Genomic DNA, 14373 nt, shown 5'->3' on the forward strand with positions numbered 1-14373 from the left:
CGAGCGGCCGTGATGTCGGAGCAGCCGGAGGCGCGGTGGCGCGGTCGGTTTCGGCTCTCAGCCTTCTGTCTCATCCAGGCTGTTGGTCCTTAGGGCTATCGAACTTTTGGGTATCGGCGAGCTCCGCGCAGTTTCATGCTGCGGTGCGTGGTCGCGAGTCGTCGTGCTGCGGTGCGTGGTCGCGAGTCGATCCTGGGTGGGCTGGAGCCTGAGACCGGGATAGTTCAGACCCGCGGTAGCTCTTGGCAGCCAGGTGGGTGATCTGTGAACTGGCCCGGCAGTCCCGGTCCAAGAGTTCGGGCGTTCAGACTGACTGCTCCGGCGTGTTCGACGGCTGGCGTCGCCGAACCTTCTGGTGAGACCTTCGTTTGGTGTGAGTCGTCCCGAGGACTGGCCGTGTGTCCGCGGGTTGGAGCTTTTTGTAGCAGGGTGGCCGGCCCCTGGTTGTTGACCGCATCTGTAGCTCGGCCGAACTAACGTCGTGCCTCAACGATGGCAGCGATGTCGTGCCTTGACGGTGGCGGCGATAAGGAACGGCCCAGCAGACGGGCAACCCCTGGCGGGCGAGGGCGGGGCGCTGGCAGCCGACCTCAGTTCCGGCCCGGGCCGTTTTGAGGCGTCCGCGTTTTGCGCGAAGCTTGTTGAGACGGGTAGGGCTGTGCTCGGGCATGCTGGCAGCCCTCCGTTCCGGGGCGGATCCACAGCACTTCGCGATCCCGATGTTTCACGTGAAACGAGCACCCGACGGCAATCGCGCTGACTCCTGGACCGAGCCTGATGGCAGGACAACGTCATGTCGCATGTACGTCGGCGCTCGGCACCGCGTTAGGCCGTTGGGGAGCGAAGTTGCCAAACCCGGTCATTCGCTGTCATCCACTGAGTTTGACCGTCTCGATGCCCGTCTGCCCTCCTGCCCGCCGGCTCGTCTGCCCGCCGGCTCGTCCCTCCCGCCCCTGCAATCGCCGCCTAGCCCTCCGTTCAGCGTCGTTCATTGCCCCGCCCGGCGCTGCCGCCTTCCGTCCGCCCGGCACCGGTGCACGCCGCCTCGCCTCGCCTGCGTCCTTCCCCCGAGGCCCTCCTGGACGCCTGCGCGTAGCGGGCCCACCTGAATTCATGGCGGCTAGGAAAGAGGTATCGGTCAACGGGCAGACGGGCTTCTACTTGATGCTGCGGTCCATGCCGGTATTCGACAGGCTGCGACGAGGATGCCTTCGCCGCGTACTGCCCGCCCCGCCGCCTTGGAGTCTGGTGGTCTCAGTGCCTTGGCCTTGTCGGGATGGGCGGTAGCACCTATCTGAATCGGCTCCCTTATGTTCGGGCTGGATGCACGACTGGGACGACTGGGATCGGCAGGGGTGGCATCACGTCGAGTTTTGGTAGCTACGACGGGGTCGTGCCATGCGCCGTAGCCCGGGTTTGAGGTCCGCGGTGTCGGCTACTGCCTCGAGCTATCGGCCACGCCATGCTCTCGTGGCCGGGCTCCTAGAGGCAGCCGCTGCCCCTCCCGGCTGTCAGCGAGGTTGAGCCAGGTGGGTCCTCGGTGAGTCTTGCGCCCGAGGTACTCCGGCCGGGAACGTCGTAGGCAACCTTGTCTGCTCCTTGGGTGGAGCATCGTCAGGCGCCGAAATTGGTGGATGGTCTGCTGGCTGGTGGTGGGTAAGCCGGCGGAGGGGCAGGCTTCCCCCGGCCTACTTCGGATTGGGCGGGCTTTCCTGGCACGCAGTTCGGGTGGCGGTGCCTGGACCCGCATGGTCGGGTGTCTGTCGCCCGCGCTCTTCGGCGGCGTGCGACGTGCGTGTACCTAGGCGAGTTCGTCAGCCGGCACATTGGTCAAGTCAGGCCGCAGACCGTCGGTGCCTGAACCGGGGGTGCGGTTCGGGGTCGGTGACCAGCTCCTGGAGCCGAGGCCAATTTGGCCGTGCAGCGCTCCCGACGGCCGTGGTTCAGATCAGCAGGAGGCGGGTTGTTTGCTGAGCAGCGCCATCCCCGATGTCTCATCGGTCGTGGGTGTTGACGATCCCTATGGCCTTCGACTGGAGGCTGGGCTAGGCCCCGACTGGGTGGGCTGACGGCAGGAGCTCGGGACGGCGATCGTTTGGCACAACGATGGGGATGACCGGATCCGTCGACCTGCGGCTACCTGATCGACGTCCCGCGTCAGTGTCGAAGGAGCATGGGCATCAGCCCGATTGGAGCCAATCCGGCCGACTCCTGAAAACTTGATGGGAAGCCGCACCCGCGCTCCCCGCTCCCCGCGCGCCCCGCACCCCGCACCCGCGCCCGTTCCGACCCGCGCCCGCGCTCCGACCCGCGCCCGCGCTCCGACCCGCGCCCGCGCTCCGACCCGCGCCCAGGGGGCCCGGGGCCTCGGGAACCGGGATCGGCGTTGATTGGAGTTCTGTGTGTTCGGTGGAGTCGGGCCGACTTGCGATGGGTTACGAGGCGCCGGCCCGGGTCAGTCCAGCAAGCGCAAAGGTGTACATGGCGAGCTGCCGTCGGCTGGCCGATTTATCAACTGGTGCCTTGGCGTGCTTCACCCTTGGAACCTTTGGTCCCCGGTGGTTGCGGGCGAGTGCCGTCAGTTTGAGCTGAGCGTTGCGTAGATCGCTTTTGCCGAAGCCGGCTTGTGGAACCGCCACTCCAGGTCTCTCGAGGGCGTTGTCGCCCGGTGCGTTGACCACGAACGGTTGCCGGGCCCACGAAACGTGATTGACCCGCGATGGAGTTCGCCAGTGCGGTTGCTCAGCATCGGCCAGCCCTATTCGACCTTGAAGAGTTGTGCGGACACGTATCCGTGAGAGTCAACAAGATCCGCAGCTGGGCGCGCGGATGGCGGCGGTCTTGGCGCATACGCTGCTACACCCAGCGCCTGGCCCATCCGCTGCCCGTGAAGTAGGCGCTAACCCGGTGAACGTTTTTGGACAACGCGCCGGGGGCCACGGGACGAGACTTTAGGCCGGCATCGTGGTGCTCCCTTGGGCATGGACCGAGAGGCGCCGGCGATGCTCGGCGAGCGATCGCAGCCGTCATTGCCCAGCCGGTCCCTCAAACGGCGGCAGCGTGATGCAAGTCACTCTCGCGTTTCACGTGAAACATGGCGGCAGAGAACGCGGCCAAGGTCCCCGCGCCAGCAGCACCCGCGCCAAGCAGCACCCGCGCCAAGCAACACCCGCGCCGACCAGCACCCGCGCCGACCAACACCCGCGCCGACCAACACCCGCGCCGACCAAACACCCGCGCCGACCAACACCCGCGCCGACCCGCCCTCGGCGGTGGGTCACCCCGACTAAGCCCGGCAGCCGACCACTTCGGGGATGCCTAACTCTCCACCGCGCCGGCAACGACCAAGCACAAGATTTAGCGACACACCGATGCCTCGCCCGTTTCACGTGAAACAGGTCTCCCACCGTCGAGCGACCTCCAAACGGTGGATCACCGCAACCCGAGACCCACCCCGACCACCACCCTCCGTAGCCATCCTCGAAAGTGACGCTCGCCCCTCTCTGCGCATACGCCAACGCCACTATCCACAACCTGTGCGTGACGCCTGTTGACGAACGCGTTCAACCCGTTTCACGTGAAACATCGCCGATGCCGTCACCTTCGTCCACCGCTCTATCCACAGGGTCTACAAGCGTTCTACGTCGCGTTTCACGTGAAACGCGGCAGCCTGTGGATAACTTCTGTGGATAACTTTGGGATGCATCCGGGGAGAGTGGCAGCGTTACGCCTGTCTAAGTGCCAACCCCGCTCGGGCGGGTGGAAAGGCGTCCCTCCGTCGTGCGAAATTGACCCAGGACAGCCCCTCCTGAGCTGGGCTAAGGTCACGTCGTGTCCGAGAACACCGCCCCCCTGCCTGACTTCACACGTTGGCCGTCTTTCCCCTTTGAGGGGGACATGCGGGTCAAAAAGCTTGCGCCTCCCGTGGAGGTTGAGCCGCCGCGAAGCGGTGAGGATGCGTCGGACTGTGTGGCCTGCGGCACGCACGACGACGCGTACATCTGGGTTAGTGAGCGATGGCGGGTCCGGGCGATGGACCGCCCGACTGGCTTGCCGATGGTTTTGATCCTGGAGTGCCGTTCGCACTTCGACATCGGCGACCTGACCAACATGCTGGCCGCAGAGCTCGGCGTCATGACCGTCCGGCTTGAGCGGGCCATCCGCTCGCTCGATGGCGTGGCGCGGGTGCACGTCAACCGATGGGGTGATGGTTCCGCGCATCTCCACATGTGGTTCCTCGCTAGGCCCTATGGGCGCCTGCAGCTCCGCGGCACGTTCCTCTCGCTCTGGGACGATCTCCTGCCGGTCATCCCGGAGTCCCAGTGGCGCGAGAACCTCGCCCACGTCGCCGCTTGGCTCGCCGACTTCGGCGGCAAGGCGAACGCCGAACCGGCTCACATCCAGTGGGAGTCCGCCGGGACTTTCGCGGCCCCCACCCCTACGAGCACAAACCCCGCCGCGGCGCAGGACACGGACGCCGACGAAAACCGCCGGCCAAAAACCCTTGGTGACATCGAGGCCGCCTCGGCGGCGGCTGATTCTGGGGTACGCGTAACCGAATCGCCCTCGGACACCCCGCAAACAGTCGTCGGCTCGACGCTTCCGCAAGGTGACCCGGCGCCGGACGCCGAACCAGAGCCCCACTCTCGAACGGCGCCGCTACCCGAAGCGCCCACCGCAGCCGCACCCCAGTCACCCACCAACCCTCAGCCAGCCTGACCAATTCAGCAGACCGAGCAGACCCAACTGGCCCGGCAGACCCAACTGGCTCAGCTGGCTCAGCTGACTCGGCTGACTCGGCTGACAGTCCCAGGCTTCAGCCCGACCCGAGCGTGGGGAAGCGGGCTCACGAAGGGCCTGTGAGGCTCCGGGCCGGATCGCGAGGCAACGCCCGTGCGAGGCTGCAGACCGCTGTGCAACGCCCGGATTTTGGCCACCGCTTCGTCAGACCGGGTCGCCGGCGGCATGTTTCACGGGAAACATCGAACCGCGAAGGCCGACGAGCACGGCAACGCGCAACGCGCAATGAGGCTGAGCGCCTGTCAGTTCGCGCGTACCGAACCCGAACTCGACACACTCGTTGGAACCGCGAGATCTTTGGGGACCACGATCGCTTTGTGATCCGTCTCAGAAAACGGAACAGATGGCCCGAGTGGTGAACGCCTGGGAGGCCTCTCAGCAACGGCGACTACCGCATAGAAGCGAGCAGGCAAGCGAAAAGCCCGGCGTCACCAACGACGACCGGGCTTCGCTGAACCACTTCACCGGAACTTCAGGCGGTGCGGCCCACTGCCTGTTCCACCAGCCCGCTCAGGACCTCACCCAGATCCACCCCGGCAGCCTGGACGGCCAGTGGCAGCAGCGAGGTCTCTGTCATCCCCGGGGAGACGTTGCAGCCCAGCACCTGCACCTCGCCGTCCGCGCCGACGATCACGTCGATGCGGGACAGGTCGCGTAGACCCAGAGCCTTGTACGCCGCCAGCGCCGCCTCCGACACCTGCGAGGCAAGTGAGGCCGGCAACCGGGCCGGCACGTGCCACGTCGTCAGGCCCGCCGAATATCGGGCCGCGTAGTCGTACACCCCGTCGCGCGGGACTATCTCGACGATCGGCAGTGCTTCCGGGCCGTTGCCCCGGTCGATGATCGAGACGGCGACATTGGTGCCGGTGACGAACTGTTCGACAAGCGCGGTCGAGTCGTACGCGAAGCAGCCCACCATCGCCGCCGGCAGGTCCGCGGCGTCGCGGACCACGGCTGCGCCCAGGCCTGAGCCGCCCTGTGCCGGTTTCACCATCAGGGGCAGGCCCAGGCGGTCGACGATGCGGTCCAGCACCGCCACGGCGCCCAGCTCGGAGAACCGGTCGTGTGGCAGTGCCACCCAGTCCGGCGTCGGGATACCTGCTTCGCGCAGCATCGACTTCGCCGACGGCTTGTCCCACGCGAGGCGGGCCGTGCGCGCGTCGGCGCCCACGTACGGAATCCCGCAGAGGTCCAGGACCCCGCGCAGCGACCCGTCCTCGCCGGTGGCGCCGTGCAGGGCAATCACCACGGCGTCGGGCGGGTCGGCCTGCAGAGCCGGAAGCAGCGAGACGTCGGCGTCGTGCAATTCGGCCGTCAGGCCCGCCGAACGCAGCGCGTCCAGAACCCGGCGGCCGGACCGCAGGGACACGTCCCGCTCGTAGGAGAGACCGCCGGCCAGCACCAAAATCCGCAACTCGTCACGCGTACCCATAGGGGTGATCATGCCAACTCGTGGCCGGGAGTGTCGGCAGCGGCTGGACCACGACGGCGCTGGTGAGCCAGCGCAGCGGAGCCGCCGAAGACGGCACGCATCTCCAGCTCCTTCTCCATCACCCCGGACAGGCGCCGCACGCCCTCACGAAGCCGCTCAGGCGACGAGAACGAGAAGTTGAGCCGCATGTTGCCCCGGCCCGTCCCGTCGGCGTAGAAACCCGTTCCGGGGACGTACGCGACGCGCGCGGCGATGGCCCTGGGCATCATCGCCTTGGAGTCGAGGCCCTCGGGGAGGGTGGCCCAGACGAAGAGGCCGCCGGTCGGGCGGGTCCAGGTGGTGCCTTCCGGCATCTGCGCCTCGAGGGCTTCGAGCAGGGTGTCGCGGCGTTCCCGGTAGATCTCGCGGTAGACCTTGATCTGCTCCTGCCAGGGCATCGCCGTCAGGTATTGCGTGACGGCGCCCTGGGCGAACGCGCTCGGGCAGAGCACGTTGGCCTCGCTCATCATGACGAGCTTGTCCCGGACAGCGTGCGGCGCGAGGATCCAGCCGACCCGCAGGCCCGGCGCGAACGTCTTGGAGAAGGTGCTGACGTAGAAGACGCCGTCGCGGCGGCGGGCGCGCAACGGAAGCGGCGCCTCACCCTCGAAGGACAGCATTCCGTACGGATCGTCCTCGATCACCAGCAGACCGGCGCGCTCGCAGATGTCGAGCACCTGCTCGCGCCGCTCCTCCGAGAGGGTGACACCGGCGGGGTTCTGGAAGGTCGGGATCGTGTAGAGGAACTTGGCCCGGCGGCCTGCTCTCTCCGTTTCCGCGATGGCTTCCTCAAGTGCTGCCGGGATCAGGCCCTCCGCGTCCATGGCCACATGCTTCACCTGTGCCTGGGCGGCCTGGAAGACGCCGAGTGCGCCGACGTACGTCGGCCCCTCGGCGAGCACCACGTCGCCCGGGTCGAGAAAGAGCCGGGCCAGGAGGTCGAGGGCCTGCTGGCCGCCGACGGTGACCACCACGTCGTCCGGGGACGCGTTGTGGATGCCGGACAGGGTCATCACGTCACAGATGCGTTCGCGCAGCTCGATCGTGCCTTGGCCGATGCCGTACTGAAGGCTGGTGGTGCCCTGCTCGGAACCGAGACGGTTCAGCATCTCGCCGACCGCGTCGAGCGGGAGGGCCGCGATGTACGGCGAACCGCCGGCCAGCGACACCACCTCGGGGCGGCTGGTGACGGCGAACAGTGCGCGGATCTCCGAAGTGGTCATCCCGCGAACACGTCGCGCGTACCGATCGGTGTAATCGTCCTGAGTTGTGCCGGTCATGCGGCTCTCACCTCGCTATATCGGTGGTGCAGACGCCATCGATAGTAAACGGGGAAAGGGCACCTGAGCCCGGCCGTCCCATTGGGCCGTTGCCCGACCTGCTCCCGTTCATGGTGATTCCGGCGTAGGATTCGCCGGGGGGCGCGGATGAGCGTTTCCAATCCGTCCCGGTCCTGTGCAGGGGGTTCGCCATGTCGCGGCGCCTGGTCAATCTCACCCTCGACACTCTTGAGGACCTGCCCCGGCCCTGTCGGCAGTGCGTTCACTGGGAGCTCGACCCGGTCTCCGCCGAGCGAGCCTGTGCCAGTGGTGACCCCGGTCTGGAAAAAGAAGCATGGGTTTCCCAGACGCTTCTGGAGTGGGGCTCCTGCGGCAAACTGGCGTACGTCGACGGCATGCCGGCCGGCTTCGTGATGTACGCGCCACCGGCTTACGTCCCCCGCTCGATGGCGTTCCCCACGTCCCCGGTCAGCGCGGACGCCGCGCTGCTCACCACGGCCAAGGTCGTGCCCGCGTTCGCCGGCGGCGGCCTCGGCCGGATGCTGGTTCAGGGCGTGGCGCGTGACCTGACGAAACGCGGGATCAAGGCGATCGAGGCGTTCGGCGACGCGAAAGCCGGCGAGCCCGACGACGAGGAAAAGCGCGACGGCACCTGCCTGGCCCCTGTCGACTTCTTCCTGTCGGTGGGCTTCAAGACGGTCCGCCCGCACTTCCGTTACCCGCGACTGCGGCTGGAGTTGCGGACGGCCCTGTCCTGGAAGTCCGACGTCGAGTACGCGCTGGAAAAGCTGCTGGGCTCGATGAGCCCGGAAAAGCTGCTGCGGCCGATGCCGGCCACCAGCAGCATGGACAACTAGGCGCGGTCGGCCAAGGCGAGACGCAGCTGCCGGACGTCGATCGAGCCGGTCGGCACGTCCCGTTCCACCGGGAAATACATCCGCTGGACCGCGGCGAGCAGCGCCTCGACGATCTGCTCACGGAACGCCGGGTCGATCAGGTGCTCGCGGTCGTGCGGCGACGTCAGGTAACCGAGGTCGACGCGTACCGTCGGCATCCGGGTCAGGCGCAGCAGGTCCCAGGTCTTCGCGTGGGTGCGGCAGTCGTGCATCCCGGTCCGGACCACGATCTCGCGCTGCACCAGGGCCGCCAGACGCTCGCCGACAGTGGAGCTCAGGCCGTTGCCGGTGCCGTAGTGATAGGTCGCGACACCCTGGGCGGTCTCGGAGTCCTGGCCGTCGAGGTGCAGCGAGATCAGCAGGTCCGCGCCGAGGCTGTTGGCGAGAGCAGCGCGCTCGGCGCCGCTCATCGGGGCCGTCGGCGACGGGCCACGGGTCAGGTGCACCCGCATGCCGGCCGCGGCGAGCCGGCCCTCGAGCCGGGTGGCCAGGTCGAAGACGAGGTCCGCCTCGTTCCACCGGAGCGGGCCGTCGGGCACCACGACGCCGGTGTCGTCACCGCCGCCGTGACCCGGGTCGATCACGATGGTCTTGCCGACCAGGTTGGGACCGGACTGGCGGAAGGCCTCGGCCTCACGCAGCCACTGCGGGCGGCCACCGACGACCTTGCGGCCGAGCCGGCGCAACGCTTTCATGGTCTGCGGGCCGCAGGAGCCGTCCGGCGCCAGGCCGACCTCACGCTGGAACTGTGCCACCGCCCGGGCGGTACGCGAACCGTAGATCGCGTCGGGCCGGCCGGTGTCGTAACCCATCTCCAGCAGACGCTCCTGAAGCGCCCGCACGTCCTCACCGACCAGCGCGTCGGGGACCGAGTGGAAAAGCGTCCGCGAGCCGAGACGCCAGCGGGCCGCGTCCAGAGCGCCCCAGGTCTCGTCGCCGACCAGACCGTCGACACCGAGCCCTCGGCCCTGCTGGAACGCGCGAACCGCGTCCTCGACCGCCTCGTCGAACACATCCGGTTCGTCTGAGGAGATCAGCTCCAGACCGGCCAGGATCGACCGGATTTCGGAAACTGCAGGACCGGTGTCTCCGCGTCGGATGGACCGCACTCACGACTCCCTAGGGGCGAGGAAGGACGAACCTTGACGAGCGTACGCCCCGCGTACCAGAACGGCGCGGGGCGTACGAACGGGCTTACGAACGGCCGTCAGAGAGCCGACTCGATGAAGTTGACCAGGAAGCTCTTCGGCTTCGCGCCGGCGACCGAGTTGACTCGCTCGCCGCCCTTGAAGATGGTCAGCGTCGGAACCGACATGACCTGGTACTGCATCGCGATCTGCGGGTTCTCGTCAATGTTGACCTTGACGATCTCCACCTGCGAGCCCAGCTCCGACTCGGCGATCTCGGCGAGCAGCGGGTCGACCTTCTTGCACGGCACACACCACTCGGCCCAGAAGTCGACAAGCACAGGCTTGTCGGACTGCAGCACGTCGGCGGCGAATGTCTGTTCGGTGACGACCTTCACAAGGACCCTCCGGTCTTACAGCTCTACGAATGAAGCGATGAAACGCTCGGCGTCCAGCGCCGCGGCACAGCCGGTGCCGGACGCGGTGATGGCCTGCCGGTACGTGTGGTCGACCAGGTCACCGGCGGCGAACACGCCGACGACGTTGGTCCGGGTGCTGGGCGACTGAACCTTGACGTAGCCCTCGTCGTCCAGCTCGACCTGACCCTTGAAGAGCTCGCTGCGCGGGTCGTGACCGATCGCCACGAAGACGCCGGTGACGTCGAGAACCTTGGTCTCGCCGGAGTTGACGTCACGCAGGCGGACGCCGCCGACCTTGCCGTCGTCGCCGAGGACCTCCTCGACGACCGTGTTCCACTCGACCTTGATCTTCGGGTTGTCCAGCGCACGCTTCTGCATGACCTTGCTGGCCCGGAAGGAGTCACGCCGGTGCACGATCGTCACGGTCTCGGCGAACCGGGTGAGGAAGGTGGCCTCCTCCATCGCGGAGTCGCCACCGCCGACCACGACGATGTGCTGGTTGCGGAAGAAGAAGCCGTCACAGGTGGCACACGACGAGACACCGCGGCCGAGCAGTTCCTGCTCGCCGGGCACGCCGATCGGGCGCCACGCGGAACCGGTCGCCAGGATCACGGCGCGAGCGAAGTATTCCTTCTCGCCGACCCAGACGGTCTTGAGGCCCTCGGTGCCCGGCTCGGTCGGCTTGTCGCCGAGCTCGACGCGGGTCACGTCGTCGGTGATGAACTCGGCGCCGAACTTCTCGGCCTGCGCCCGCATGTTGTCCATGAGCTCGGGGCCCATGATGCCGTCGCGGTGACCAGGGAAGTTCTCCACCTCGGTGGTGGTCATCAGAGCGCCACCGGACTGGACGCCCTCGATCACCAGGGGCTTGAGGTTCGCCCGGGCCGCGTAGAGCGCCGCGGTGTAGCCGGACGGCCCCGAACCGATGATGATCAGATTGCGGACCTCGTCCACTGCCGACTCCTCAGTCTGTTTGTCGCCGTACCGAAACGCCGGCGACACTGCACGCTAGAACGTCATGCTAGGCATTCGCCATTCCCCAGGTTCCGGCCGTGTCGGACCTCACCGGGGTTCGGTCAGCGTACCGGCAGTTTTGCCAGGGCGTCGGCGTCACCGATGGGCGTGCCGCAGGCCACCCCGACCGCCCACACCCACCCGCCGTTGGCCGCCGCGAACCGGACGATGAGGGCCGGAGCGCCGGTGTAGAAGGCGTAATCCACCGAGTCGACAGTGAGAGGCCCTCCGCCGTTCTGCCGGGCGATCGCGTCCAGGCAGTCGGCCAGCGCGCTCGGTTCGAGCAGCCGGCTGAGCGGATTTTTCGTCGCCGCCGCGGACTCGTCGACATCGTTGGAGGAGACCGCCGCTGAGGAGGCCGAACGGCTGCCCATCAGCGACGCGGGTTCCTGGATCAGCGTCGCGGCGTCGTAGTCGAAGCCGGACTGCAGGACCGAACCCACCGCCGGCGCCATCGCGACCATCGGTGCGTCAGGGTCCGCGGCGCCCTGCGCCTCGCTCAGACTCGCGCCGGAGTCGGTCGCGTCGCCGCCGGAGATCTGGCTCAGCCCGAACCCCGCGAAAGCGATCACCCCGGCCGCGATCGAGACGGGTGCGGCCCAGCGCGGCCTGCGTCGTGGCCGGGCCCCAGCGGCGCGCTCACGCTGCGCCTCCGCAAGATCCAAGACCTTCCCGGGTACGGAATCAGCGGCCTGCTCCTGCGACGGCGCAGTGACCGTGGGAGCCGTGCTGAACAACGCGTCCAGCCGCCCGGCAAGATCAGTCGGCATCGGGTCGGGAGGCAGGTCACGCAGCATCGTGCCGATCGCCGCCATCCCCGGGGCGAGGCGCTGATAGGCCTCCCGCCACACCGGGTCGTCGGCGACCAGGACGCTCACCCGCTCGTCGTCGGGCGTGCCGATCAGAGCGCCGCCGATGAAATCGGCAAGCAGATCGAGGTCGACCCCGTCGAACTCGGCGCCCGTCACCGCTGATCCCTCCGATCGTGCCCGGCCGGCAAGGAAGTCACCGGCCCCGACCCGGATCCGACGTTGCCGCCGCCCGGACGGTTCCCTTCGCCCCGCAGGAACCCGAGGGTCACCGCCATCCTGGCTCGCCCGCGGGCACACCTGCTCTTGACTGTGCCCTCCGCCACACCGAGCATCACGGCCGCCTCGGCGACCGGGTATCCCTGCACGTCGACCAGCACGATCGCGGCCCGCTGGTCGACCGGAAGGGCGGCCAGCGCGTCGCGGACGACGAGCGCGGTGTCATGGTCGGGAGCGGGAGCAGCCGGTTCCGGAGCGGACGGGCGATCCTCGTCACGGTTGCCGTCAGGCAGCGGGACGGTCGGGTGGGCCTGGCGCCGGCGAAGGCGGTCCAGGCAGGCGTTCACCACGATCCGGTGCAGCCAGGTGGTCACGGCCGAGTCGCCGCGGAACCGGGCCGCGTTGCGATGCGCGTTCAGCAGAGCGTCCTGCAGCGCGTCGGCGGCCTCCTCGCGCTCGCCGACAGTGCGCAGCGCCACCGCCCAGAGGCGGTCCCGGTGGCGGCGAACCAGCTCGGCGAAAGCATCCGGCTCGCCTGCCACGTGGGCACGGATCAACTCGGCATCACTCGGCGCGGATTCGCCCGCACCGGGCACACCGGCAGATACGTCCCGGGAAGTCACGCCAGCAATGTAGTCCACCGCGGCTCTTGGGAGGGGCCGTCAGAACCCGTACAACTCGATCTCGTTGACGCTGACCTTGAAACCGGCGCCGTCCTCGTTCGGCGGGAGCTCGGTCAGGAAGACCAGCACGTACTGGTATTTCTGGTCGGGCTCGAAGCCGGAGAACGCCCAGTTGGTGCCGGTGCTCTTCTCCGCGTCGCCGTCGCCGAGCTTCTTGTAGTCCTTGAGGATCTTGCCGTCGCCGCTCTGGCTGTCACCCGGGTCGTTCGTCCCGTAGCGCACGTCCATGGCCACGCCGGGCGCGGATGTGGACACCCGGACCTCGGCGAGCGAGCGCGGGCTGCCCAGGTTGATCAGGACGCCCATGCCCTCTTTCAGGTTGCCGAAGTTCGGCGCGCCGTCGTACCGCGAGGTGGTCCAGGCGGTTTCCGGGTCGCCGTCGACGACGTATTTCGCCTCGCCGGAGTCGCCACGGGAACCGGGCGGCGCGTCGACGATGCGGACCTGGTCGGCGGTGAGTGCGATCTTTTTCGGCTCGGGCGCCGCGGTCTCGCCACCGGCCGGTGTCTCCGGATCCTGGCCGGCGCCGGCCGTGACCGGCGGGTTGGCCTCGGTGTCGGTGCTGCTGGAACTGCTGATCGCCCGGATGCCGAAGATCAGGCCGACGATCGCGATGATGACCAGCGCGCCGACGCCCAGCATGATTTTCGGAGTGCTCTTGATCGGCTCGCTCGACGACGCGTTGCCCTGGACGAAGCGCAGGGGACCGACGTCCTCGTACTCCTCGTCCTCGGCGGCGGCGTCCAGGCGGCCCAGCTCGGCCGTGAGCGCGTCGGCCGCCGGTGCGGCGACCCGCCTGTCCAGCAGGTCCATGGTGAGGTCGTCCAGGTACGCCGGGACGCCGGCCCGGATCTGCCGCGGCGCCGCCGGGTTGCCGGAACTGTCGCGATTCGCATCCGGCAGCGCGGAGTCGCTGATCTCGTTGTGCGGCCAGTGGCCGGTGAGCGCGAAGTAGAGAAGCCCGCCGACCGCGCGGATGTCCAGCTCGACGCTGTCCGCCGAGTCGGCCCGGGCGTCGGCCAGCACGACCCGGCCGTCGTCGCCGATCAGCGTGGTGCCGGGGTGCACGTTGCCGTGGATCATCCCGGTGGCGTGCACCGACGTGAGCGCGTCAGCGACCGAGTGCGCGATGGCGATGGCCCGCGCCGGGTCGAGAGGACCCTCGGCACCGACCAGGTCACGCAGCGACTCGCCCTCGACCCACTCGCGAACGACGTACGCCCGCTCCTGCTCGTCGATCGCGTCGTAGACGCCGACCAGGTTGGGGTGGATCACGCGGCTCGCGGCGACCGCGGCCTGGAGCATCTCGGTGGCGGAAGCGCCGCCGGGGTGTCGAAGAACGACGGCGACCGGGCGCCGGAGAATGACGTCGATGCCGCGCCAGACCTGACGGCCCGCGCTGTCGTTGTTGACGTGCTGTTCCAGCTGGTAACGCTCAGCCAGGATCTCCCCGGCTGTGGGCGCACCGAAGGTCAAGACCGGTCCGGCCTCGTCGGCCGCGGTCTCGTGGCCTTCGCCGACCTGGGTCACCAGTCCTCCCTCGGGTGGTGCATACCTGGGTGGTACATGACTCGGCGCTCAGGACAACGTGCTCCCGCGCACATGCTCACCGACCATACCCGTACAGGGCCAGGGTCTGGCAGGTCGTCCCCCCG

10 protein-coding genes are annotated in these 14373 nt (G+C 68.3%); 2 read left to right on the forward strand and 8 right to left on the reverse strand.

Translation table 11 applies throughout. From position 1 onward, the window contains the following. The first annotated feature begins 3852 nt into the window (after positions 1–3852). Positions 3853–4719 carry a hypothetical protein gene (locus B0I29_RS46850; protein ID WP_245972685.1) on the forward strand — a complete coding sequence of 289 codons (867 nt, stop codon included), beginning with the start codon at positions 3853–3855 and terminating at the stop codon, positions 4717–4719. A gap of 553 nt (positions 4720–5272) precedes the next feature. On the opposite strand, the gene B0I29_RS22245 is transcribed toward B0I29_RS46850, so the two are convergent. Beyond that, the gene (locus B0I29_RS22245) at positions 5273–6232 is read right to left on the reverse strand and encodes a D-alanine--D-alanine ligase family protein (RefSeq protein WP_375790616.1); all 960 of its coding nucleotides are present in this window, start codon (positions 6230–6232) and stop codon (positions 5273–5275) included. A gap of 8 nt (positions 6233–6240) precedes the next feature. Beyond that, a complete protein-coding gene (locus B0I29_RS22250; protein ID WP_111650969.1) occupies positions 6241–7551 on the reverse strand; it encodes an aminotransferase-like domain-containing protein in 1311 nt (436 codons plus the stop codon). 191 nt (positions 7552–7742) lie between these two features. On the opposite strand from B0I29_RS22250, the gene B0I29_RS22255 reads away from it, so the two are divergent. Beyond that, on the forward strand, positions 7743–8408 hold the full coding sequence (locus B0I29_RS22255) for a GNAT family N-acetyltransferase (RefSeq protein ID WP_111650970.1): 666 nt from the start codon (positions 7743–7745) through the stop codon (positions 8406–8408). Here B0I29_RS22255 and B0I29_RS22260 read toward each other — a convergent pair. The 6 genes from B0I29_RS22260 to B0I29_RS22285 all read right to left on the reverse strand — a co-directional run bounded on the left by B0I29_RS22260 (position 8405) and on the right by B0I29_RS22285 (position 14248). Then, the gene (locus B0I29_RS22260; protein WP_111650971.1) at positions 8405–9556 is read right to left on the reverse strand and encodes an N-acetylmuramoyl-L-alanine amidase; all 1152 of its coding nucleotides are present in this window, start codon (positions 9554–9556) and stop codon (positions 8405–8407) included. The genes B0I29_RS22255 and B0I29_RS22260 overlap by 4 nt on opposite strands. A 98-nt stretch (positions 9557–9654) precedes the next feature. Continuing rightward, positions 9655–9972 (reverse strand): thioredoxin, encoded by a 318-nt coding sequence (gene trxA, locus B0I29_RS22265; RefSeq protein ID WP_111650972.1) that lies wholly within the window; start codon positions 9970–9972, stop codon positions 9655–9657. 15 nt (positions 9973–9987) lie between these two features. Next, on the reverse strand, positions 9988–10947 hold the full coding sequence (trxB, locus tag B0I29_RS22270) for a thioredoxin-disulfide reductase (RefSeq protein ID WP_111651076.1): 960 nt from the start codon (positions 10945–10947) through the stop codon (positions 9988–9990). Between the two features lie 122 nt (positions 10948–11069). Continuing rightward, positions 11070–11975 (reverse strand): hypothetical protein, encoded by a 906-nt coding sequence (locus B0I29_RS22275; protein ID WP_111650973.1) that lies wholly within the window; start codon positions 11973–11975, stop codon positions 11070–11072. Further along, a complete protein-coding gene (gene sigM, locus B0I29_RS22280) occupies positions 11972–12667 on the reverse strand; it encodes an RNA polymerase sigma factor SigM (RefSeq protein ID WP_375790625.1) in 696 nt (231 codons plus the stop codon). Before sigM ends, B0I29_RS22275 begins: the two co-directional genes overlap by 4 nt. 30 nt (positions 12668–12697) lie before the next feature. After that, complete coding sequence (locus tag B0I29_RS22285; protein ID WP_111650975.1) at positions 12698–14248, reverse strand: protein kinase family protein; 1551 nt, start codon at positions 14246–14248, stop codon at positions 12698–12700. Between the last annotated feature and the right edge of the window lie 125 nt (positions 14249–14373).

It is taken from the genome of Actinoplanes lutulentus (assembly GCF_003259845.1).
GTDB lineage: Bacteria > Actinomycetota > Actinomycetes > Mycobacteriales > Micromonosporaceae > Actinoplanes > Actinoplanes lutulentus.